This window comes from Hydrogenophaga sp. L310 (assembly GCF_055703065.1).
Window position 1 is genome coordinate 24,176 of sequence record NZ_JBVPZA010000009.1, and the last position, 20,241, is coordinate 44,416.

A 20,241-nucleotide genomic window follows, 5' to 3' on the forward strand; every position below is an offset into this window, starting at 1 on the left:
CCCGGGCGCGCCCTCATCCCATTTAACGAAAGAAGGAAAGAGTCATGCAACTCAATCCCGCCGAAATCTCTGAACTGATCAAGTCCCGTATCGAGGGTCTGGGTGCATCGAGCGATGTGCGCAACCAGGGCACCGTGGTGTCGGTGACCGACGGTATCGTCCGTGTGCACGGCCTGTCCGATGTGATGCAGGGCGAAATGCTGGAATTTCCTGCCAACAAGGATGGTGTGCCTTCCTTTGGCCTGGCCCTGAACCTTGAGCGCGACTCCGTCGGCGCCGTGATTCTGGGTGAATACGAACACATTTCCGAAGGTGAAACCGTCAAGTGCACGGGCCGCATTCTGGAAGTGCCGGTCGGCCCCGAGCTGATCGGCCGCGTGGTCAACGCCCTGGGCGCCCCGATCGATGGCAAGGGCCCGATCAACGCCAAGATGACCGACGTGATCGAAAAGGTCGCCCCGGGCGTGATCGCCCGTAAATCGGTGGACCAGCCTGTGCAGACCGGCCTGAAGTCGATCGACTCGATGGTGCCCGTCGGCCGTGGCCAGCGCGAGCTGATCATTGGTGACCGCCAGACCGGCAAGACGGCGGTGGCGATCGACGCCATCATCAACCAGAAGGGTCAGAACATGACCTGCGTTTACGTCGCGATTGGCCAGAAGGCCTCGTCGATCAAGAACGTGGTGCGTGCCCTGGAGCAAGCCGGCGCGATGGACTACACCATCGTCGTGGCCGCTTCGGCGTCTGAATCCGCTGCCATGCAGTACCTGTCGGCCTACTCCGGCTGCACCATGGGCGAGTACTTCCGCGACCGCGGCCAGGACGCGCTGATCGTGTACGACGACCTGTCCAAGCAGGCCGTGGCCTACCGCCAGGTGTCGTTGCTGCTGCGCCGCCCGCCAGGCCGCGAAGCCTACCCCGGCGACGTGTTCTATCTCCACAGCCGCCTGCTGGAGCGCGCCGCTCGCGTCAACGCCGACTACGTCGAAGCCTTCACCAAGGGTGAAGTCAAGGGCAAGACCGGTTCGCTGACCGCCCTGCCCATCATTGAAACGCAAGCCGGCGACGTGTCCGCTTTCGTGCCGACCAACGTGATCTCGATCACCGACGGCCAGATCTTCCTGGAAACCAGCCTGTTCAACGCCGGTGTCCGCCCCGCCATCAACGCCGGTATCTCGGTGTCGCGCGTCGGTGGTGCTGCCCAGACCAAGCTGATCAAGAGCCTGTCCGGCGGTATCCGTACCGACCTGGCCCAGTACCGTGAACTGGCTGCGTTCGCGCAGTTCGCTTCCGATCTGGACGAAGCCACCCGCAAGCAGCTCGACCGCGGTGCCCGCGTGACCGAACTGCTCAAGCAGGCCCAGTACAGCCCGCAGTCCATCGCCTTGATGGCCTCCACGCTGTTCGCCGTGAACAAGGGCTACCTGGACGACATCGAAATCAAGCAAGTCTTGCCTTTCGAAGCCGGCATGCACGCCCACCTCAAGGACAAGTACGCGGCCCTGCTGGCCAAGCTGGAAAACGACAAGGCCATGGACAAGGATGCTGAAGCCCAGCTGGCCGCCGCCATTGCCGAGTTCAAGAAAACCGGCACGTACTGAACCGGCCCATTGACCCGATAAAGGAGCAGCAATGGCAGCAGGCAAGGAAATACGCGGCAAGATCAAATCGGTGGAGAACACCAAGAAGATCACCAAAGCCATGGAGATGGTCGCCGCCTCCAAAATGCGCAAGGCGCAGGAACGCATGCGTGCGGCCCGGCCTTACGCGGAAAAGGTGCGCCAGATCACCGGCAACCTGAGCCGCGCGAACCCCGAGTACACGCACGCCTTCATGAAGGTCAACGACGCCAAAACCGCCGGTTTTGTCGTTGTGACGACCGACAAAGGCCTGTGCGGCGGCATGAACACCAACGTGCTGCGGGCGCTGACGTCCCAGCTCAAGGATCTGCAGGCCAAAGGCGTGGGTGCCGAAGCTGTGGCCATTGGCAACAAGGGTCTCGGTTTCCTCAACCGCATCAACGCCAAGGTGGTGTCCAGCGCAACCGGACTGGGCGACACGCCCCATCTGGACAAGCTGATCGGCCCCGTGAAAACGCTGCTCGACGCCTACACCGAAGGCCGGATCAACGCGGTCTACCTGTGCTACACCCGGTTCATCAACACGATGAAGCAGGAAGCCGTGACCGAGCAATTGCTGCCGTTGAACGCCGGCACCTTGCAGGATGGCGCTGGCGGACGCGACTGGGACTACATCTACGAACCCGACGCACCCGCCGTGATTGACGAGCTGCTGCTGCGCTACGTGGAAGCCCAGGTCTACCAGGCTGTGGCCGAAAACATGGCCTCCGAGCAGTCGGCGCGCATGGTGGCCATGAAGGCCGCCACCGACAACGCTGGCAGCGTCATCGGCGAACTCAAGCTGGTCTACAACAAGACCCGCCAGGCCGCGATCACGAAAGAACTTTCGGAAATCGTTGCCGGCGCCGCAGCGGTCTGAAGCAGCCGTTCAACAGAATCCAGAGAATTTAAAAGGTATCCATCATGTCTCAAGTACAAGGCAAGATCGTCCAGTGTATCGGCGCCGTGGTTGACGTGGAATTTCCGCGCAACCAGATGCCGCACATTTATGACGCCCTGAAAATGGAGGGCTCGGCCCTGACGCTGGAAGTCCAGCAACAGCTGGGTGACGGCGTGGTGCGCACGATTGCGCTGGGCTCGTCCGACGGCTTGCGCCGCGGCATGCTGGTGACCAACACCGCAGAACCCATCATGGTGCCGGTGGGCAAGGCCACCCTGGGTCGCATCATGGACGTGCTCGGCACGCCCATCGACGAGCGCGGCCCGGTTGACCAGACCCTGACCGCCTCCATCCACCGCAAGGCCCCGGCCTATGACGAACTCAGCCCCTCGCAGGAACTGCTGGAAACCGGCATCAAGGTGATCGACCTGATCTGTCCGTTCGCCAAGGGCGGCAAGGTGGGCCTGTTCGGTGGCGCCGGTGTGGGCAAGACCGTGAACATGATGGAGCTCATCAACAACATCGCCAAGGCCCACTCCGGTCTGTCGGTGTTCGCCGGTGTGGGTGAACGTACCCGCGAAGGCAATGACTTCTACCACGAGATGGCCGACTCCAAGGTGGTGGACCTTGAGAACCTGCCCAACTCCAAAGTGGCCATGGTCTACGGCCAGATGAACGAACCCCCGGGTAACCGTCTGCGCGTGGCCCTGACCGGTCTGACCATCGCCGAGTCCTTCCGCGACGAAGGCCGTGACGTGCTGTTCTTCGTGGACAACATCTACCGTTTCACGCTGGCCGGTACCGAAGTGTCCGCCCTGCTGGGCCGCATGCCTTCCGCCGTGGGCTACCAGCCGACGCTGGCTGAAGAAATGGGCCGTCTGCAAGAGCGCATCACCTCCACCAAGGTTGGCTCGATCACCTCCATCCAGGCCGTTTACGTGCCCGCCGATGACTTGACCGACCCTTCGCCTGCCACCACCTTCGCCCACCTGGATTCCACCGTGGTGCTGTCGCGTGACATCGCTTCGCTGGGTATCTACCCCGCCGTGGACCCGCTGGACTCCACCAGCCGCCAGCTGGATCCGCTGGTCGTGGGTCAGGAACACTACGAAACCGCCCGCTCCGTGCAGAACACGCTGCAGCGCTACAAGGAACTGCGCGACATCATCGCCATCCTGGGCATGGACGAACTGGCCCCTGAAGACAAGCTGGCCGTGGCCCGGGCGCGCAAGATCCAGCGTTTCCTGTCGCAGCCGTTCCACGTGGCCGAAGTGTTCACCGGCTCGCCTGGCAAGTACGTGCCGCTGTCGGAAACCATCCGCGGCTTCAAGATGATCACCAGCGGCGAGTGCGATCACCTGCCCGAGCAGTCGTTCTACATGGTCGGCACGATCGACGAAGCCTTCGAGAAGGCCAAAAAGGTGGCGTAAAGCGGAGCCCGGGGGGCGGCGTTGTTGCCGTGCTCGCCGTACGCTGGTACGGCTCCGCGCGGCACCTGGCCAGGCACCCCGATGCTTGCTTCCCACCCACCTTTTTTATTGGAGTAACTATGAGCACCATCCGCGTCGATGTGGTCAGCGCCGAAGAGTCCATCTTTTCGGGCGAGGCCAAGTTCGTGGCGCTGCCGGGTGAAGCCGGTGAACTGGGTATTCTGCCCGGTCACATTCCGCTGATCACCCGCATCAAGCCCGGTGCCGTGCGCATCGAAAAAGCCGACGGCGGCGAAGAGTTCGTGTTTGTGGCGGGTGGCATTCTGGAAGTGCAGCCGAACCACATCACCGTGTTGTCCGATACCGCCATCCGCGGCAAGGATCTGGACGAGGCCAAGGCCACCGACGCGCGCAAGCAGGCCGAAGAAGCGGTCAAGAACGCCAAGAGCGATATCGATCTGGCCAAGGCCACGTCCGAACTCGCCGTCATGGCCGCCCAGATTGCAGCGCTGCGCAAGTACCGCCAGAAAAAGTAAAACGCCCTGCGCGTTCTGCCCCAAGAAGACCGGTCGTTGGCCGGTCTTTTTTTTGCTGGTTTCTCTTGAGAGCCCGCACAATACAAGGATCTTGTCGAACCGCCTCAACCCCCACCTCCGCCATGTCGTCGATATTTGAAAGCCCGGACCTGGCACCCGAGGAAGTGGCGGCGCGCCTTCTGGTCACCGCGTCTGCGCTGGACGACCTGACCTTGGCAGACGCTGTGAAGGTGGTGGCGTACATGCGACCCAAGCGCATCAAGTCCGGGACGGTGTTCATCCAGGAAGGCGAAATCCGGCAGAACGACTACATGCTGCTGGTGCTCGAAGGCGACATCGCGGTAGAGAATGCCATGCCCGGTCTCAACGACAGCATGGTGGTCAACATCATGGGGCCGGGACATCTGATCGGCGAGATGGGTGTGCTGGACGGATCACCCCGCTCTGCCACCTGCACCGCCACCACCGACATCTACGCGGCGGTCCTCTCCCGAACCGCCCTCATGCGACTGCTCAAGGACGAGCCCCGTGTCGGCGCCCGATTGTTGCTGGCGATCTCCAAACGCATGGCCGACCGCCTGCGCGAGACCACCCGCAAGCTCAGGACCTTTGCCCAGATGAACAAGGCATTGCAGCAGGAGTTGCAGGTGGTCATGAACAGCCGCACCGGATTCGACACCCAGAAACGCCGGTAGGCCGAACACGGGCCTGCAGGCACGCCTCAGGCGCGCACGACGTTGTTGCTCAACTGGTTGGGGCGCCAGGTGTCGGCCGAAGCCGGGAAGTGCGCCACCAGCAGCGCCGATACCTCTTCCAGCGCCTGCGTCAAACCGTCTTCGAACTCACCACTGTGCAGGCGGGCGCCGAGCCGGTCCACGATGGCCTGCCACTGCGCCTGATCCACACGTTGCGTGAGGGCCCGGTCGGCCACGAACTCGATCGCGTGCTCGGCCAGCAGCAGGTAGATCAACACACCGTTGTTGTGCTCGGTGTCCCAGACGCCCATGCGTCCAAACCAGCTCACCGCACGCTCGCGCACCAGGGTCTTGACCGGCCGGGCGGGCTGCAGGCGCCACAGGTAGGACAACGGCAACGCCGCTTCGACGCACAGACGCACCTCGCCGGTGTGGCGGGCTTCGCTGGCCGCGACCCGCTGGGCCAGACGTTCTGCCATGTCGTCCGGCACCGCGCGGCGGGTGTCCGAGGCATCGAGCCAGCGGTGTTTGAGGATGCACAGCCATTTGTTCATCTTGCTCACCAGCCTCCCGAAGCGCCGCCGCCACCAAAATTGCCCCCACCGCCCGAGCCAAATCCGCCGCCCCCACCGAACCCGCCCCCTCCGCCGAAACCGCCGCCGCCCCAGCCGCCAGGGTGCCCGCCGCGGGAGCCGCGCCCCGAGGTGGGTGCAGAGGGCAGAAACTGGATGAACAGGGCGGCCAGCATCCCCAGTAAGCCGGCACCGATGGCGATCCATGCCACCGAGGTGATGAACCAGGCCAGTCCACCCGCCGCGCCACCGGTCAGCAAGGTGCCGAACTTGTTGCCAAAGATGCCCCGCAAAACGCTCGAGACGATCGGTACGGCAAAGACCAGAAAGATCAGCACGTCCATCCACTCAAAGCCATTCACCGCAGCGGGTGCGGCCTGCGGCAGCGGGAGATCCTCGCCGGCGATGCGCGCGAGGATCTGGTCCACCCCGGCCTGGATGCCACCGGCGTAGTCGCCCCGGCGGAAGGCGGGCGTGACCGCCTGGTCGATGATGCGGCGCGCGATCAGGTCTGGGATCGCGCCCTCCAGTGTCTTGGCCGTCGCGATGCGCAGGCGGCGGTCGTCCTTGGCGATGACGAACAAGACCCCGTCTCCCACGTCCTTGCGCCCGATCTTCCAGGCGTCGCCCAGGCGCTGGGTGTAGTCGGCGATGTCTTCCGGAGCGGTGGTCGCCACCATCAGCACCACGACCTGCGAGCCGCGGCTCTTCTCAAAAGCTTCCAGCTTGGCTTCGATGGCGGCGAGGCTGCTCGCATCGAGCGTGCCCGTCTGGTCCATCACGCGGGCGCGCAACTCGGGCAAGGGCTGAAGCCCCTGGGCCCAGGCCATCGATGCCAGCAGCCAGAGGGCCACCGCCAGCAAGGGGCGACGCCAGTGGGCGGTCATTGCTTGTTGAAGTCGACCGTCGGTGGTGCGGAAATGGCGGCTTCGTTCTCCACCTGGAAGCCGGCCTTGGGCGCGTAGCTGAAGACCATGGCGGTCAGGTTGGTCGGGAAGCTGCGTGCGAGCACGTTGTATTCCTGGATGGCCTGGATGTAGCGGTTGCGGGCCACCGTGATGCGGTTTTCGGTGCCTTCGAGCTGCACGCGCAGGTCGCTGAAGGCCTGGTTGGCCTTCAGGTTCGGGTACTGCTCAACGACCACCATCAGACGGCTCAGCGCGCTGCTCACCTCACCCTGCGCAGCCTGGAATTTCTGCATCGCTGCCGGGTCGTTCAGCATCTCCGGCGTCATCTGGATCGAAGTGGCTTTGGAGCGGGCCTCGATCACCTTGGTCAGCGTCTCCTGCTCGAAGTTGGCCTCGCCTTTGACCGTGGCGACGATGTTGGGGATCAGGTCGGCGCGGCGCTGGTACTGGTTCAGCACCTCGGACCAGGCGGATTTGCTCTGTTCGTCCAGGCGCTGGAAATCGTTGTAGCCGCAACCGCTGAGGCTGGCCGCGAGGAACAGGGCCAGGGCCCAGGTGGTCACAGGTTTGATCAAGGTGCGCATGGGTCCTCCGGAGGCGTTGGCCAGAATGGGGCAGGCGGTGTCGAGGCCTGCTGTCGGGTAACTATACCTGTGGCGCGTGGCCGCCCTGTGCCCTTGCCGGCAGACCCCGGCAAGGAACCGGCCAGTGTTCACGGTCGAGTCGTGCAGGGGAAACCGGCGCCAGTTGCCCCCGGCGCAACGGGCAAGCGGCAAAATGGCGGCCATGCGCAAAACCAAACTGCCTCCCAGCTCTCCCGACGACACGGAGCAGGCGTTCTACGACGCCCTGCAGCACGCCGACCTCGAGCGACTCATGGCCTGCTGGGCCGACGAGGACGACATCGTCTGCGTCCACCCTGGTGGCCCTCGGATGGTGGGGCATGCTGCGGTGCGTGCAGCTTTCGAGGCCCTGTTTGCCAACGGCAGCGTCAAGGCCCATCCGGAAAAGGTGCGCCGCCTGGATGCGGGCAGTTGCAGTGTGCACAGCGTGGTCGAGCGCGTGGAGGTGTTGAGCGACGACGGGCTGCAGCACGCCTGGGTGGTCGCTACCAACGTCTACGCCAAGACGGCACAGGGCTGGCGCCTGGTGGCCCACCACGCCAGCCCGGGTTCACGCACCGAGCCGCCTGAGGTCACGACCGCGCCGCCGGTCCTGCACTGAGCCTTCAACCAGGATGAAACGACCCCCACGCTCGCTTCGCCCGCTGCCCCCCGAGGGAGGCGCGTCCATGGCTTCGGGCGGCCGGGCGCCAGTGACATGAAACGCGAGCCGCTGACCAGTGCGATGGATCACTACCTCGCGCCCTGGTGGCTGCCCGGTGGCCATGCGCAGACGCTGTGGGCAGCGTTGTATGCCCAGCGCCATTTCGGGCCGGCGCCCGTTTGGCAACGCACCCGCTGGGACACGCCCGATGGTGATTTCATCGATGTGGACATGACCGCGCACACCGTCGCGCCTCTCGCACCCTTGCTGGTGTTGTTCCATGGACTGGAAGGTTCGTCGGCCAGTCAGTACGCCGTCGCCTTCGCCGACTTTGCCGCATCGCAGGGTCTGGCCTTTGCCGTGCCCCACTTCCGTGGCTGTTCGGGCGAGATCAACCGCGCGCCCCGCGCCTACCATTCGGGTGATTTTCAGGAGATCGATTGGATCCTGAACCGCCTCGCCACCGAGCACCCGGGGCGTCCCTTGCTGGCGGTCGGCATCTCGCTGGGCGGCAATGCGTTGCTGCGCTGGGCAGGCGAGATGGGCGAGGGCGCCGCACACACCGTGCGTGCGGTGGCCGCCGTGTGCTCGCCGCTGGACCTTGCTGCGGGTGGTTACGCCATCGGCCGCGGCTTCAACCGCCTGGTCTACACGCGCATGTTCCTCGCCTCCATGGTGCCCAAGGCCTTGCGCAAGCTGGCACAGTACCCGGGCCTGTTCGACCGCGAGGCCTTGCTGGCGGCGCGCGACCTCTACACCTTCGACAACCTGTTCACAGCCCCGTTGCACGGGTTTCGAGACACCGAGGACTACTGGGCGCGCGCATCGGCCAAGCCCCTGCTGGCGCAGATCCGCGTGCCAGCGCTGGCCCTCAACGCGCTCAATGACCCTTTTGTGCCCGCTGGTTCGCTGCCGAATTCGCAAGACGCCGGACCCTGCGTTACGCTGTGGCAACCGGCGCAGGGTGGGCACGTGGGCTTCCCGGCTTCGCGCCCGCTGCTGCGCAGCCATGTGCGCGCCATGCCCGAAGCCGTCGGTCGCTGGCTGCTGGCGCATCTCTGAAAGCAAACGTCATGGACGACATCGTCAAGGCCGCCCTCGCCAAATGGCCCAACGTGCCGCACTGCTACGGCTGGCTGGGACTCGACGCCCGCGGCAACTGGTACATGCGCGACGACCGTTGCCAGGCCGCCGGCCCGTTTGCGCTGGCCGAGGGCGACGAGGGCGCCGCCAGCAAGGGCTCCCTGCTCAAACACGAGAAGCTCATCGAATTCATCCACCGCAACTACGCCGCGGATGAGCAAGGGCAATGGTTCTTTCAGAACGGTCCGCAGCGGGTGTATGTCGAGCTGGAAAACACACCCTTCATCTGGCGCTTGCAGCCCGGAGGCCAGGTGTGGGCACACACGGGTTCCGATGCCGGTGAGGTGCGACAGAGCCTGCTGGACGAGCAGGGCCGCCTCTATCTCGTGACCACGATGGGCCTGGGCCTGGTGCACACCAGCGACATGGCGCTGGCGGCCGACGCCGTGGAGCTGGGGCGCTGGGTGCCCGAGCCGGTGCAATGGCTTGCGCTGCCGAACGACTGGGGCTTTGTGCGCAGCCCGCAGCGCTTGCACGAAAGAGAAAGCCCACCGGCCGGCTAGCCCTGACGCAGGGACGACACAGATGCAAAAAAACCGGTCACTGACCGGCTTTTTTTGCAGAGCGCAGAGGCCCTTCGGGCTTACTTGACCGAGGCGAGGATGAACTCGACGGCCGACTGAATCTCGGCGTCCGATGCGGTGGAACCACCCCGGGGTGGCATCGCGTTCTTGCCATTGATCACGCTGGCGGTCAGCGCTTCCAGGCCGAGGCCGACGCGCGGGCCCCAGGCGGTCTTGTCGCCCAGTTTGGGCGCACCGGCCACACCAGCCGCATGGCAGGCCACGCAAGCCTTGTTGTACAGCGCTTCGCCGCTGAGTGCGGCGGTGGGGGCTGCAGCGGCAGCGCCGTCAGCGGCAGGGGCTGCGCCCGAAGCCGCCATGGCGGCAGCGATCGTTTCGGCATCACCCAGCACCACGGTGCCCACGCGCTGGATGCGCTGGGCGGTCGCGAGTTCGGGGTCCACCGCGCCGGCGGCCGGCTTGTCGCCGGAGGTGACGTAGTACACCAAGCCGATGATGATGAAGATCGGGGCGACAAACGAGAAAAACGACGTCCAGAGCAACTGGGCAGGGGTTTTGATCGGGCCGGTGTGGGAATCGTGCGCGTGGTCGCTCATGGTGTCCTCAAGAATGGCGGAACGGGGAGCCAGGATGGGTGGGGCAGGCCGTGCCCGGCCAAGCGCCGGACAGCCCGCGATTATAGCCAAACCCCCCTTGCCGCAGACTTGCACCAAGACTCGCCTGATAGAATCAAATGCTGTTGCGGCTGTAGCTCAGTGGATAGAGTATTGGCCTCCGAAGCCAAGGGTCGTGGGTTCGATCCCCGCCAGCCGCACCACCATCACAACGACTGACCAGGGTTCCGTGTGGCCCACGCGTCGGTCCAGCAAGGCCCTCTCGGGCTGTTCATCCAGTCGGGACGCAACAGGGACCTTCACGGATGACCCAATTCAGTTTCGAATTTGACCCGCCCAAGCCCACGGAGCCGCCAGCCGCGGCCCCCGTTGCCGCGCCGGAGTCGCTGGATCTGGAGCAGATGGCCCGGTTGCTGGAGCAGCACGCCGATTACCGCGTTCTGCGCCGCCTCGTGCCCTGCATGGACTTCGGTCCGCATCCCGGCCAGCCGGGCGCCGTCCTGCGCGTGCTGGTGCTGGACACCGAAACCACCGGGCTCTCCCATCAGACCGACAAGGTCATCGAACTGGCCATGTTGCTGGTGCAGGTGGACGCCGACACGGGTTTGCCGTGGGGGCCGGTTGAGGTCTTTGAAGGTTTCGAAGACCCCGGCATGCCGATACCTACGGTCGCGCAGGAGGTCACCGGCATCAGCGACGACATGGTCAAGGGTCAGCGCCTGGACGACGAACAGGTCGCGGCCATGGTGTCGAGGGCCGACCTGATCGTGGCGCACAACGCCGGGTTTGACCGGCCCTTCGTGGAGGCCCGTTTTCCCTGCTTCGCTGCCAAAGCCTGGGCCTGTTCGTTCATGGACATCGACTGGAAAGCGGCCGGTTCGGGATCGTCCAAGTTGAGTGCGCTGGCCAACGACCAGGGCTGGTTCTACGACGCACACCGCGCCCAGGTGGATTGCCATGCCTTGCTGCAGGTGCTGAGCCAACCCGTTGGTCCCGGCGCCACCACGGGCCTGAGCCAACTGATCACAGCCGCTTCGTTGCCCAGCCTCAAGCTGCGGGCGACGGGTTCACCCTTCGAGTCCAAAGACAAGCTGAAGGCCCGGGGCTACCGGTGGGATGCAGACGCCAAAGTCTGGTACTGCACGCTGGCGAGCCAGACGCTGCTGGATGCCGAGCTGGCATGGCTCAAGGCCGAGGTCTATGGGCGGCGCAGCGCGCGGCTGGACATCGAAGCGATGGACAGCACCGTGCGTTATTCAGCGAGACCCGGTCGCACCGTTGAACAGGGCTTGTAGGTCCGTGTTCACGCCGACTCCCAATTCGATCGCAGCGCCTCGGCCTCGGTGCGGTACAGCCGCAGCAGTTCGCCTTCGGGCAGTTCGCCCGCCTTGCGCAGCAGCGCCTCCACCGGCAGTTTCAGACCCACCAGGTGCAGTGCAATGCCCTGGCTGGTCAACTGCGTGCGCAGGCGGCCGAAGGCCTCCACGCCGGTGGCGTCGATCCAGTTGATCGGGTGCGCGAACAGCATCACGTGGCGTGTCTGCGGTTGCTGGGTGAGGTGTTGCGTGATGGCCAGTTCGAAGCCGTTGACGGTGGCGAAGTCCAGCGCCGCGTCCATGCGCAGCGCGTAGGTGTGCTCGTTCAGCGGCGGCAGTTGCCAGAGGTGGCGGTCACGCAGGCTGCCGTCGGTGTGCAGGCCCACTTCGATGATGCGTGGGTGCAGTCGCAGGTAGAGAAAGTGCGACAGCGCCATCAGCATGCCCGCGAGCACGCCCCAGTAGAGGCGTGGCGCGGACAGAACCGTGATGGCAAATGTCAGCGCTGCCGTGACCGCTTCCACCCGCGAGAGCCGCCACAGCTTCAAGAAGGCGCGCGGCCGGATCAGGCCGGCCACCGCCACGACCACGATCGCCGCCAGCACCGCCAGCGGCACATAGGCCAGCAGCCGCGTCAGCAGCAACAGCGTGAGCAGCACCACCAGAACCGAGAACACCGTGGCCCAGCCGGTGCGCGCGCCGGCGTACAGATTCAGCGCCGAACGCGAAAACGACGAACTGGTGGGAAACGCACCCACCAGCCCTGAAGCCAGCTTGGCCAGGCCCTGTCCGATCAGGTCCTGGTTCTGATCCCAGCGCTGGCCGCGCTCGCCACTGTCCACCTTGGCACTTGATGCGGTTTCCAGAAAGCTCACCAGGGTGATCACCAGCGTGGGCAGCAGCAGCTGACCCAGCGTGTCCCAGCCCGGCCAGCCCGGTACAAACAGCCCGGGAAGCCCCTGGGGCAGATCGCCGATCACGGCGCCGCCCGAGGCCTGAAAATCCGTCCAGTAGCTCAGACCCGCGGCGCCCACCACCAGCAGCAGCACGCTGGGAAAGCCCGGCCGGAAACGCCGCGCTGCGATCAGAACCGCCGCCGCGCCCAGGCCATAGGCCAGTGTGGCCAGGTGCCATGCTGGTGGCGACAGCAGAACCGCCCAGCCCGCGTCGAACCCCAGCATGGCGGGCAGTTGCGAGCCGATGATCAGGATGGCAGCGCCCTGCGTGAACGCCATCAGCACCGGGGAATTCACCAGATTGAGCAACCAGCCAAAACGCGCGAACCCCAGCACAATCTGCAGCAAACCCGAGAGCAGCGCCAGCCAGACGGCCAGTTCGATCCACCGCGCGCTGCCCGGTTCGGCCAGGCCCGTGAGCGAGGCACTCACCAGCAGACAGGTCAGTGCCGTGGGACCGACCGACAGCCGCACCGAGGCGCTGAACAACACCGCCACCAGCGCCGGCAGCATCGATGCGTAAATGCCCGTGACCAACGGCATGCCGGCCAGCGCCGCGTAGGCCACGCCTTGCGGAATCACCATCAGCCCCACCGTCAGCCCGGCCAGCGCTTCGCTGCGAAGCAAGGCGGCGTCGGGCCGCGGCCAGTTCAGGAAGGGGAAGAGGCGGTGCAGGCGGGACATGGGCCATTATTGGCGATGGCAAAGAAGCACCAAAAAAAGGCCAGCGAAGCGCAGCAACAACCCCACCGGCGAGCAATGCCCCAACCCAGGATGCGGTGGAACCGGCTCCGCCGGGCCACTCGCATCGCCCCCTGGGGGGTGACGCCGCAGGCGGCGCGGGGGGGTCTTATCGTGTGGGCATGTCCTTGACCCCGTAGCCCAGGCTCACCGTGGCATCGGGTGGAATCGGCGGCATGGTCGCGTCCCAGGCCAGCCACTGTTCACGCATGTCGGCCAGGCGCTGCGGCTCGCGTTTCGCCAGGTTGGCTCGCTCACGTGCGTCGGCCGGGATGTTGAACAGGTATTCGTGACCATCCACCATCAGGTACTTCCAGTCGCCCTCGCGCAGCGCGCGCTGTCCGCGGTGGTTCATGCGCCAGTGCATGGGCCGCTCGAAACGCTGCGCCGGATCGCGCAGCAGGGCTTCGAGCGACACGCCGTCGAGCGGGTAATCGGGGTGCGGCTGGCCGCCACCGAGCGCGAGCAGGGTGGCGGACCAGTCCATGGTCATGGCGTGCTGTTCGCTCACGCTGCCGGCGGGGATGGCCGCGGGCCAGTGCGCAACCCAGGGCACGCGGATGCCACCCTCGGTCAGGTCCATCTTGCCGCCCACCAGCGGCCAGTTGTCGGAAAAGCGCTCGCCGCCGTTGTCGCTGGTGAAGACGATCAGCGTGTTCTCCAGCAGGCCTTCTTCGCGCAGCGTGGCGGTGATCCAGCCGATGCCTTCGTCCATGTGGTGGATCATGCGTCGGTAGGCGTTCACGCTGCCGCCGTGCAGGTGGAACAGGTTCTTCGCCACCTCGGGCGCCACGTGCGCGTCGTCGCGCGTCTCCCAGGGCCAGTGCGGCGCGGTGTAGTGCAGGCTCAGGAAGAAAGGCGTGCCGTCGCGCGCCTCGGCCGCACGCGCCCTCACATGCTCGACCGCCTTGTTCGAGAACACGTCGGTCAGGTAGCCGACCTCCTTGTGGGTGTCTTCACCGATGTAGAGGTCGTGGTCGCCGCTGGACGAGCAGTGGGTGAAGTAGTCCACGCCGCCGGCCATGATGCCGAAAAATTCTTCGTAGCCCGAGCGCAGCGGGCCGAAGTGCGGCGGATAGCCCAGGTGCCATTTGCCAACCAGCGCGGTGCGGTAGCCCGCATCTTTCAGCAGCGAAGGCAGGGTGGGCATCTCGGGCGGCAGGCCCAGCGTGGCGCTGCCCTTGCTGCGGCTGTTGATGGGCTCTTCCAGCGCGCCGCGCAGGCGGTACTGGTAGCGCATGGTGATCATGGCAAAGCGCGTGGGCGAACACACCGGCGAGTTGGCGTAACCCTCGGTGAGCTTCAGGCCACCGGCGGCGAGCGCGTCGATGTTCGGCGAGACCGGGCCGTCCGGCCCTTCGCGGCCGCCGTAGCAGCCGAGGTCGGCGTAGCCCAGGTCGTCGCTGACGATGTAGATGATGTTGGGACGGCTCATGGAGGGTCAATTCGATGTGATGCCGGTGGCGCGCACCACCTGGCCGTAGCGCGCCGACAGATCGGCCAGGCGCTGGGCAGCGGCGGCGCCGGTCAGGCCTTCGTAGAACAGGTCCAGCTTGACCAGACGCTCCTTCGCGTCGGGGCGCTGCAGCGCCTCGGTGATGCCCTTGGCCAGGGTCTGCACCACCGCGTCGGGCGTGGCCGCCGGCACCATCACCAGGTACAGCACTTCCTGCTCCAGGCTCTTGAGACCCAGCTCGGCCACGGTGGGCAGTTGGGGCGCCAGCCGGGAACGTCGCGCACTCGTGACGGCCAGCGCGGTGATCTTGCCGCTCTGCACGTGCGGCAGCATGCCCGGCGTGGCCAGGATGCCACCGTCCACCTCGCCGCTCAGCACGGCCGTCACGGCCGGCGTGTTGCCGCGGTAGGGGATGTGCGTGGTCTTGACCGGCGTGCTGTTGCCCAGCATCGCCGCGGCCAGGTGGCCCGGGCTACCGTTGCCGGCCGAGCTGAAATTCAGGCTCTTGCTTCGCCCCTGGCTCAGCAGGTCGCCAAAACTCTTGACGCCGGTGCGCGGGTTCACGCCCAGCAGCAGGCCCGACGACGCCATGATCACCACCGGCTTGAGGTCGGTGGGCTTGAACGGCATGGCCGGGTACAGGTGCGGGTTGATGGTGAAGGTGGTGTCGATGCCGAACAGCACCGTGTAGCCATCGGCCGGGCTCTTGGCCACCTGGTCGGCGCCGATGTTGCCGGCCGCACCGGCCTTGTTTTCCACCACGAAGGGCTGCTTGAGCGTTTCCTGCAGCGTGGCCGCCACCGAGCGCGCCAGGATGTCGGACGGCCCACCGGGCGGGAAGTTGTTGATGAACTTCACCGGCTTGGCCGGGTAGGCGTCCTGCGCGTGGGCGGTGTTCAGGCCCGCGCCGAGAGCGGCGCTCAGGGCCAGGGCGGCGAGGGTGGTGCGGCGTGAGAGGTTCGAGGTTTTCATGGGCATGTTCAGTCCAGTTGGATGCCGGTGGCCTTGATCGGGCCTTCCCAGCGTTGCAGATCGGTTTTCTGGGCCGCGGCCAGCTCGGCGGGTGTGGAGCCCACCGGTTCGTAGCCCTGCTCCAGCAGCTTGGCCTTCAGCGCGGGCGTGCGCACGGCCCTGGCGACAGCGGCACTCAGCCTGTCGCGCACCTCGGGCTTCAGGCCGGCCGGGCCGTACATGGCGAACCAGGCGGTGGCCACCATGTCCACGCCCTGTTCCTTGAGCGTGGGCACCTCGGGCACCTGCGGGTCGCGAAGCGCGCCGGTCACGGCGATGATGCGCACCTTGCCCGCGCGGTGCAGCTCGGCGGTCTCGGTCACCACGTCGAACTTGTAGTCGATGTGGCCACCCAGCAGCGCCGTGTTGGCCGGGCCACCGCCCTGGAAGGGCACGTGCGTCAGCTCGGCGCCCGCCTTCTGGCCGAACATCACACCCATGAAGTGCGGCAGCGTGCCCTGGCCGGGTGTGCCGTAGGTGCTCTTGCCTGGCGCCGCCTTGGCCTTGGCCAGCATCTCGGCCACGTTCTTAACGCCCGCCGACGGCCCGGCCACCACGCTGAACTGGAAATGCGCCAGCAGCGAGATCGGCGTGAAGTCCGCCACGGCGTCGTAGTCCAGCTTCTTGTAGACGTGCGGGAACAGCACCATCGGCCCGCTGGGCAGCAGCACCACGGTCTGGCCGTCGGCCGGTGCGCGCTTGACCGTGCTCAGCGCGATACGGCCGCCCGCGCCGGGCTTGTTTTCCACGATGACCGATGAAAAGTCGTTCTTCAGCCCCTCGGCCATCAGCCGGGCCAGCAAATCGGCCGAACCGCCGGGCGGGAAGCCGACGACGATCTTCAGCGGCGCCGCCGGGGTCTGCGCGAAGGCGGGGAGGGCCAGTGCGGCCGTGGCGGCCGTGGCCAGTGTGATGGCTGTGAACTTGCGTCGTTGCATGCTGGTCTCCTGATTGATGTGCATCAAACGGGTGTTTCCCCGCTGGAATCCCGGATGCTAGGCATTCACAATCAATTGCAGAAATCAATCGTTCCCGGTGTTTTCCCTGAGACTGTGACCATGCACCTTCCCGACCGGGTCAGCGATCCGCAACGACAGGGCGATCTGCTGCTGTACCGGCTCCACCGCATCCAGAGCACCGCTGGTCGGCTGGTGGTGCAGCTGTGCGAGAGCGAGTTCGGCATCACGCGGCGCGAGTGGCGCGTGCTGTCGGTGCTGAACGAACACGAAGGTGTGTTGTCTTCCGTGCTGGCCGAGCACGCCATGCTGGACCGCGCCCGCACCTCGCGCGCGCTGACCTCGCTGGTGGCGAAGAAGCTGATCACGCGTCAGCCACGCCCGTCGGACCGGCGCGAGGTGCACGTGTTCCTGACCGACGAAGGCCGGCACATGTACGCCCAGATCCTGCCGCGTGTGATGGCGATCAACCGCGAACTGGTGTCCGGTCTCTCGGCCCTGCAGCGCCAGCAGCTCGACGAGGTGGTGAATGCCCTGCAGGCGCAGGCCGGCCGCATGCTGGCGGCGTCGAAGGTCCGGCTGCCGCCGCCGGACGGTGGCGACTGAGGTTTCGCCCAGGGCCTGCGCCCGCTGTGGCGCTCAGGCCCGGCTCAGTCCCGCGACGATTCGTAGACCAGCACCGCCGCGGCCAGGTCTTCCAGCGCCGTGCCGACCGACTTGAACACCGTGCGTTCCTGCTCGTTCTTGCGCCCGGTGGCCACGCCCTTGGCCAGCGTGGTCAGCGTGCCGCGCACATCGTCGGCACGCAACACGCCGTGCTGCATCGGCACCAGCAGGTCGCCGCTTTTCTGCAGCGCCTCGTCGGTGTCGACGAACAGGCGCGCGCCCTCGAAGCAGGCGTCGTCGGCCTCGCGCATGGCGGGCGTGAAACCGCCGATCAGGTCCAGGTGCGAGCCGGGGGCGAGCCAGGTGCCGCGCACCAGCGGTTCGTTGGACAGCGTCGCGCAACTCACGATGTCGGCCTCGCTGCAGGCGGCCGCCAGATCGGTGCTGGCAAAGGCGGGCAGACCCGCCTCGCGCACCTGCGCAGCCATGGCCTGCGCCTCGCCAGGGCGCCGCGCCCACACCGTCACGCGTTCGATCGGTCGCACCGCGCGGTAGGCGGCGGGCAGCAGTTGCGCGACCCGGCCCGCACCCACCACCAGCAGGTGCTTGGCATCGGTGCGCGCCAGGTAAGACGCCGCCAGCGCCGAGGCTGCCGCCGTGCGGCGTTGCGTGATTTCGTCGCCGTCAATCTGCGCCAGAGGCACGCCGGTGCGCGCGTCGAACAGCAGGTAGCTGCTGTGCAGGCCGGGCAGGCCGCGCTTGGCGTTGCCGGGCACGATGTTGACGATCTTCACGCCGTAGTACTTCCCTGGCAGCCAGGCCGGCATGATCAGCGAGGTCATGCGCCGGCTGGCGAGGTCGCCACCGCCTTCGCCCGCAGGGCTGGTGATTTCGTGGACGTGGCGGGCCGGCACTTCGCAACCGCCCGCGAAACGCTCGCGCAGCGCGGCGATCAGTCGGTCAAAGGGCAGGGCAGCACGGGTGGCGTTCGCTTCATAAACTTGCATCATCCGATGGTAGCGCCTGCCCGACCCCGTTCGAGGTCCGGCCTGCGTGCACCCGCTTCTGTGCGGCTGGGCGCTTGCTACCAGTGCGCGTGGATCCGCCCCTCGACCACCCTGGACTCGAAGCGCTTGAGCGGGCTGTTGCCCTTCTTGATGCAGGCACCGCTGTGGGCGTCGAATGCCCACTGGTGCTTGGGACAGGTCAGGGTGCCGTCCTGGAGGGCCAGTTCGGGAATGTCGGTGCTCTGGTGCGGGCAGCGGCTGTCGAACACGTTGTAGGACTGCTGGTTCCGGTAGACGAACAGCCCCCGGCCGTCGCATTCCGTGCGGACCACCGCGCCATCGTCCATCCCGGTGCTGTCCATCACGTCGTGCCACCGGGCGGTCTGGGTGAGGACCTCCGGATCGAACTCGGGGATGTTCATGGCCAGGATGATGTCCACCGCCCAGACGATCTTGGCCAGCCCCAGCGTGGGAAAGGCCATCAGCAGCGCGTCCAGCACCTCCATGGGGGTGCAGCCCTCGCGCAGCGCCCGGCCCAGGTACTGCTTGAAGCCGCGCTCGGTCTGTGCATCGACCTTGGTGATGACCGAGATCAGGTTCCGGGTCTTGGGGTCGAGGTGTTTGCCCGCGTCCTTGAGGAAGGCGAAGTAGTGGCTCAGCGCGTCGGGCCGGGCCTTGAGCAGGTAGTTCAGTGCGTCACTCATGGTCAATTGCTTTCGGTTGTCAACAATGCAGAACCAGCACCGGGTGCTCGGTCAGGCCCATCACCTTCTGCGCCACGCCGCCCACCAGGGCGCGGCCAATGCGGCCGTCGTCCCGGCTGCCCATGACGATCAGGTCGGACCGGCTCTCGGACGCCGAGGCCAGAATTTCGGTGAAGGGCTTGCCGTAGCGCACCTCGCCCCGGGCGTCCACGCCACCCTGCCCGGCGAGCGCCAGCATTTCCGTGATGAAGGCATCGGCCTGGGGACGCATGCCTTCCGTGGCGACCACGGTCACCAGATGCAGCGGCAGGCTGCACTGGGCCGCCACCGCGACCCCGACGGCGAACACCTGGCGCCCTTGTGGACTGGGCTCGGCGGCCACCAGCACGCGCTGGCTCCACATGCGGGCACCGCGCGGCACGATCAGCACATGGCAGGGCGCGTGTGCCACCACCTTGCTGACCATCTCGCCCACCAGCAAATTGGCCAGGAAGCTGCGCTTGCCGCGCCGGCGGATGATGATCAGGTCGCTGGCCTGTTCCCGGGCTTCCTGCACGATCTCCTGGTAGGGCTCCTCCCCGCGGCGCAGGCGCAGATCGATCGTCACGCCGGCCGCACCGGCCTGCTCGCGCAGCTCGGCGATCCGGTTCGCTGCCTCGCTCTCGGCGCGGGCCGCGATCTGCGGTGCCAGCGCTTCGTATTCCGGGTTGCTGACCAGGGGCATGACGGTTTGCAGCGGCAGCTGGCAGCGCGTGGCCATGCCGAAGGCCACGCTTTCGGCGCCGGTGTCGTAGGCCGTGTGTTCGGTGGCCAGCAGCAGGCGTGTGAAGAGATGGCCCATGCTCAGTGCCCTCCCGTCAGCACACCGGAAGCGGCCAGCAGGATCACCGCCGCCACCAGAAGGCAGATCGCGGCGTAGGCGTGGTCGCGCCGCTTCAGGTACAGGGGGATCAGGCCCAGCAGGGGTGCCAGCGAGCAGCCCGCCAGCAGGGCAATGCCGATGAGGTTGGCCATGTCGCCCTTGTGCGCCAGCGCCAGCCAGCCCCAGCCCGTGGGCGTGTCGGTGCGCTGCAGGAATTCACCCACTGGCAGGTTCCACAGGCCGGGGAGATCTTCCAGCGGGACATGGGGCGGCAACAGCCCGGTCAGGTAGGCCACAAAACTGAGGAACAGCGCCACGACGCCGAGGCGTGTGCCCCAGTCGAGTATCCAGGCGTAGCGCGTGGCCTCGGCTTGTTGTTGCTGGGCGTTGGTGGCTTGTGTGGTGTTCATGGCGAGGT

The 20,241-nt window shown here is 66.3% G+C and carries 22 protein-coding genes and 1 tRNA gene; 11 read left to right on the forward strand and 12 right to left on the reverse strand.

Annotation, left to right across the window (positions count from 1 at the left end; all coding sequences use genetic code 11):
* Positions 1-44: 44 nt before the first annotated feature.
* From atpA to AC0GNO_RS15425, 5 genes are all read left to right on the forward strand, one after another.
* Positions 45-1,601, forward strand: a complete 1,557-nt coding sequence (atpA, locus tag AC0GNO_RS15405) for a F0F1 ATP synthase subunit alpha (RefSeq protein ID WP_077334653.1) — start codon at positions 45-47, stop codon at positions 1,599-1,601.
* Positions 1,602-1,632: 31 nt separating this feature from the next.
* A complete protein-coding gene (gene atpG, locus AC0GNO_RS15410; protein WP_305362962.1) occupies positions 1,633-2,499 on the forward strand; it encodes a F0F1 ATP synthase subunit gamma in 867 nt (288 codons plus the stop codon).
* A gap of 44 nt (positions 2,500-2,543) precedes the next feature.
* A complete protein-coding gene (gene atpD / locus AC0GNO_RS15415; RefSeq protein WP_472890304.1) occupies positions 2,544-3,950 on the forward strand; it encodes a F0F1 ATP synthase subunit beta in 1,407 nt (468 codons plus the stop codon).
* A gap of 119 nt (positions 3,951-4,069) precedes the next feature.
* Entirely contained in the window at positions 4,070-4,486 is a 417-nt protein-coding gene (locus AC0GNO_RS15420) for a F0F1 ATP synthase subunit epsilon (protein ID WP_226491019.1), read from the forward strand.
* Positions 4,487-4,608: 122 nt separating this feature from the next.
* Complete coding sequence (locus AC0GNO_RS15425; protein WP_472890303.1) at positions 4,609-5,181, forward strand: cyclic nucleotide-binding domain-containing protein; 573 nt, start codon at positions 4,609-4,611, stop codon at positions 5,179-5,181.
* 26 nt (positions 5,182-5,207) lie between these two features.
* Here the strand turns inward: AC0GNO_RS15425 and AC0GNO_RS15430 are convergent, their stop codons facing one another.
* Genes AC0GNO_RS15430 through AC0GNO_RS15440 form a run of 3 tightly spaced genes read right to left on the reverse strand, consistent with a single transcriptional unit; the run spans position 5,208 to position 7,245 of the window.
* Positions 5,208-5,735 carry a TPM domain-containing protein gene (locus tag AC0GNO_RS15430; protein ID WP_472904575.1) on the reverse strand — a complete coding sequence of 176 codons (528 nt, stop codon included), beginning with the start codon at positions 5,733-5,735 and terminating at the stop codon, positions 5,208-5,210.
* A gap of 5 nt (positions 5,736-5,740) precedes the next feature.
* Positions 5,741-6,640 (reverse strand): TPM domain-containing protein, encoded by a 900-nt coding sequence (locus tag AC0GNO_RS15435; protein ID WP_472904576.1) that lies wholly within the window; start codon positions 6,638-6,640, stop codon positions 5,741-5,743.
* The gene (locus AC0GNO_RS15440) at positions 6,637-7,245 is read right to left on the reverse strand and encodes a LemA family protein (protein WP_472904577.1); all 609 of its coding nucleotides are present in this window, start codon (positions 7,243-7,245) and stop codon (positions 6,637-6,639) included. Before AC0GNO_RS15440 ends, AC0GNO_RS15435 begins: the two co-directional genes overlap by 4 nt.
* Before the next feature lie 202 nt (positions 7,246-7,447).
* Between AC0GNO_RS15440 and AC0GNO_RS15445 the strand changes: the two genes are divergently transcribed.
* From AC0GNO_RS15445 to AC0GNO_RS15455, 3 genes are all read left to right on the forward strand, one after another.
* The gene (locus tag AC0GNO_RS15445) at positions 7,448-7,885 is read left to right on the forward strand and encodes a YybH family protein (RefSeq protein ID WP_472904578.1); all 438 of its coding nucleotides are present in this window, start codon (positions 7,448-7,450) and stop codon (positions 7,883-7,885) included.
* A gap of 96 nt (positions 7,886-7,981) precedes the next feature.
* Entirely contained in the window at positions 7,982-8,989 is a 1,008-nt protein-coding gene (locus tag AC0GNO_RS15450; RefSeq protein ID WP_472890298.1) for a YheT family hydrolase, read from the forward strand.
* An 11-nt stretch (positions 8,990-9,000) separates the two neighbouring features.
* A complete protein-coding gene (locus AC0GNO_RS15455; RefSeq protein WP_472904579.1) occupies positions 9,001-9,573 on the forward strand; it encodes a DUF2946 family protein in 573 nt (190 codons plus the stop codon).
* 80 nt (positions 9,574-9,653) lie between these two features.
* Here the strand turns inward: AC0GNO_RS15455 and AC0GNO_RS15460 are convergent, their stop codons facing one another.
* Positions 9,654-10,190: a c-type cytochrome gene (locus tag AC0GNO_RS15460; RefSeq protein ID WP_472904580.1), complete on the reverse strand. Its 537-nt coding sequence runs from the start codon at positions 10,188-10,190 to the stop codon at positions 9,654-9,656.
* 145 nt (positions 10,191-10,335) lie between these two features.
* On the opposite strand from AC0GNO_RS15460, the gene AC0GNO_RS15465 reads away from it, so the two are divergent.
* Together AC0GNO_RS15465 and AC0GNO_RS15470 are read left to right on the forward strand one after the other, a co-directional pair.
* Positions 10,336-10,411: transfer RNA gene (locus AC0GNO_RS15465), tRNA-Arg, on the forward strand.
* Positions 10,412-10,513: 102 nt separating this feature from the next.
* Positions 10,514-11,503 (forward strand): 3'-5' exonuclease, encoded by a 990-nt coding sequence (locus AC0GNO_RS15470; protein WP_472904581.1) that lies wholly within the window; start codon positions 10,514-10,516, stop codon positions 11,501-11,503.
* Positions 11,504-11,511: 8 nt separating this feature from the next.
* Here the strand turns inward: AC0GNO_RS15470 and AC0GNO_RS15475 are convergent, their stop codons facing one another.
* From AC0GNO_RS15475 to AC0GNO_RS15490, 4 genes are all read right to left on the reverse strand, one after another.
* Positions 11,512-13,164 carry a SulP family inorganic anion transporter gene (locus tag AC0GNO_RS15475; protein ID WP_472904582.1) on the reverse strand — a complete coding sequence of 551 codons (1,653 nt, stop codon included), beginning with the start codon at positions 13,162-13,164 and terminating at the stop codon, positions 11,512-11,514.
* A gap of 166 nt (positions 13,165-13,330) precedes the next feature.
* Positions 13,331-14,656 carry a sulfatase family protein gene (locus AC0GNO_RS15480; RefSeq protein ID WP_472904583.1) on the reverse strand — a complete coding sequence of 442 codons (1,326 nt, stop codon included), beginning with the start codon at positions 14,654-14,656 and terminating at the stop codon, positions 13,331-13,333.
* Positions 14,657-14,662: 6 nt separating this feature from the next.
* Positions 14,663-15,655 (reverse strand): Bug family tripartite tricarboxylate transporter substrate binding protein, encoded by a 993-nt coding sequence (locus AC0GNO_RS15485; protein ID WP_472904584.1) that lies wholly within the window; start codon positions 15,653-15,655, stop codon positions 14,663-14,665.
* A gap of 2 nt (positions 15,656-15,657) precedes the next feature.
* Positions 15,658-16,626 carry a Bug family tripartite tricarboxylate transporter substrate binding protein gene (locus AC0GNO_RS15490; RefSeq protein WP_472904585.1) on the reverse strand — a complete coding sequence of 323 codons (969 nt, stop codon included), beginning with the start codon at positions 16,624-16,626 and terminating at the stop codon, positions 15,658-15,660.
* Between the two features lie 120 nt (positions 16,627-16,746).
* On the opposite strand from AC0GNO_RS15490, the gene AC0GNO_RS15495 reads away from it, so the two are divergent.
* Positions 16,747-17,250 (forward strand): MarR family winged helix-turn-helix transcriptional regulator, encoded by a 504-nt coding sequence (locus AC0GNO_RS15495; protein WP_472886709.1) that lies wholly within the window; start codon positions 16,747-16,749, stop codon positions 17,248-17,250.
* Between the two features lie 44 nt (positions 17,251-17,294).
* Here the strand turns inward: AC0GNO_RS15495 and lhpI are convergent, their stop codons facing one another.
* The 4 genes from lhpI to AC0GNO_RS15515 form a co-directional block, all read right to left on the reverse strand.
* Positions 17,295-18,257 (reverse strand): bifunctional Delta(1)-pyrroline-2-carboxylate/Delta(1)-piperideine-2-carboxylate reductase, encoded by a 963-nt coding sequence (lhpI, locus tag AC0GNO_RS15500; RefSeq protein WP_472904586.1) that lies wholly within the window; start codon positions 18,255-18,257, stop codon positions 17,295-17,297.
* 77 nt (positions 18,258-18,334) lie between these two features.
* Positions 18,335-18,961, reverse strand: a complete 627-nt coding sequence (locus tag AC0GNO_RS15505) for a Rieske 2Fe-2S domain-containing protein (RefSeq protein WP_472904587.1) — start codon at positions 18,959-18,961, stop codon at positions 18,335-18,337.
* Positions 18,962-18,980: 19 nt separating this feature from the next.
* A complete protein-coding gene (locus AC0GNO_RS15510; protein ID WP_472904588.1) occupies positions 18,981-19,802 on the reverse strand; it encodes a universal stress protein in 822 nt (273 codons plus the stop codon).
* Between the two features lie 2 nt (positions 19,803-19,804).
* Complete coding sequence (locus AC0GNO_RS15515; protein WP_472904589.1) at positions 19,805-20,233, reverse strand: hypothetical protein; 429 nt, start codon at positions 20,231-20,233, stop codon at positions 19,805-19,807.
* Between the last annotated feature and the right edge of the window lie 8 nt (positions 20,234-20,241).

Bases quoted from the DNA above. Each gene is read 5' to 3' on its own strand.
- AC0GNO_RS15485 (WP_472904584.1), bottom strand. From the start codon at position 15,655: ATGCCCATGAAAACCTCGAACCTCTCACGCCGCACCACCCTCGCCGCC.
- AC0GNO_RS15515 (WP_472904589.1), bottom strand. From the start codon at position 20,233: ATGAACACCACACAAGCCACCAACGCCCAGCAACAACAAGCCGAGGCC.
- AC0GNO_RS15435 (WP_472904576.1), bottom strand. From the start codon at position 6,640: ATGACCGCCCACTGGCGTCGCCCCTTGCTGGCGGTGGCCCTCTGGCTG.
- atpG (WP_305362962.1), top strand. From the start codon at position 1,633: ATGGCAGCAGGCAAGGAAATACGCGGCAAGATCAAATCGGTGGAGAAC.
- AC0GNO_RS15480 (WP_472904583.1), bottom strand. From the start codon at position 14,656: ATGAGCCGTCCCAACATCATCTACATCGTCAGCGACGACCTGGGCTAC.
- AC0GNO_RS15455 (WP_472904579.1), top strand. From the start codon at position 9,001: ATGGACGACATCGTCAAGGCCGCCCTCGCCAAATGGCCCAACGTGCCG.
- AC0GNO_RS15510 (WP_472904588.1), bottom strand. From the start codon at position 19,802: ATGGGCCATCTCTTCACACGCCTGCTGCTGGCCACCGAACACACGGCC.
- AC0GNO_RS15450 (WP_472890298.1), top strand. From the start codon at position 7,982: ATGAAACGCGAGCCGCTGACCAGTGCGATGGATCACTACCTCGCGCCC.
- atpD (WP_472890304.1), top strand. From the start codon at position 2,544: ATGTCTCAAGTACAAGGCAAGATCGTCCAGTGTATCGGCGCCGTGGTT.
- AC0GNO_RS15475 (WP_472904582.1), bottom strand. From the start codon at position 13,164: ATGTCCCGCCTGCACCGCCTCTTCCCCTTCCTGAACTGGCCGCGGCCC.
- AC0GNO_RS15470 (WP_472904581.1), top strand. From the start codon at position 10,514: ATGACCCAATTCAGTTTCGAATTTGACCCGCCCAAGCCCACGGAGCCG.
- atpA (WP_077334653.1), top strand. From the start codon at position 45: ATGCAACTCAATCCCGCCGAAATCTCTGAACTGATCAAGTCCCGTATC.
- AC0GNO_RS15490 (WP_472904585.1), bottom strand. From the start codon at position 16,626: ATGCAACGACGCAAGTTCACAGCCATCACACTGGCCACGGCCGCCACG.
- AC0GNO_RS15425 (WP_472890303.1), top strand. From the start codon at position 4,609: ATGTCGTCGATATTTGAAAGCCCGGACCTGGCACCCGAGGAAGTGGCG.
- AC0GNO_RS15505 (WP_472904587.1), bottom strand. From the start codon at position 18,961: ATGAGTGACGCACTGAACTACCTGCTCAAGGCCCGGCCCGACGCGCTG.
- AC0GNO_RS15445 (WP_472904578.1), top strand. From the start codon at position 7,448: ATGCGCAAAACCAAACTGCCTCCCAGCTCTCCCGACGACACGGAGCAG.
- AC0GNO_RS15440 (WP_472904577.1), bottom strand. From the start codon at position 7,245: ATGCGCACCTTGATCAAACCTGTGACCACCTGGGCCCTGGCCCTGTTC.
- lhpI (WP_472904586.1), bottom strand. From the start codon at position 18,257: ATGCAAGTTTATGAAGCGAACGCCACCCGTGCTGCCCTGCCCTTTGAC.
- AC0GNO_RS15495 (WP_472886709.1), top strand. From the start codon at position 16,747: ATGCACCTTCCCGACCGGGTCAGCGATCCGCAACGACAGGGCGATCTG.
- AC0GNO_RS15430 (WP_472904575.1), bottom strand. From the start codon at position 5,735: ATGAACAAATGGCTGTGCATCCTCAAACACCGCTGGCTCGATGCCTCG.
- AC0GNO_RS15420 (WP_226491019.1), top strand. From the start codon at position 4,070: ATGAGCACCATCCGCGTCGATGTGGTCAGCGCCGAAGAGTCCATCTTT.
- AC0GNO_RS15460 (WP_472904580.1), bottom strand. From the start codon at position 10,190: ATGAGCGACCACGCGCACGATTCCCACACCGGCCCGATCAAAACCCCT.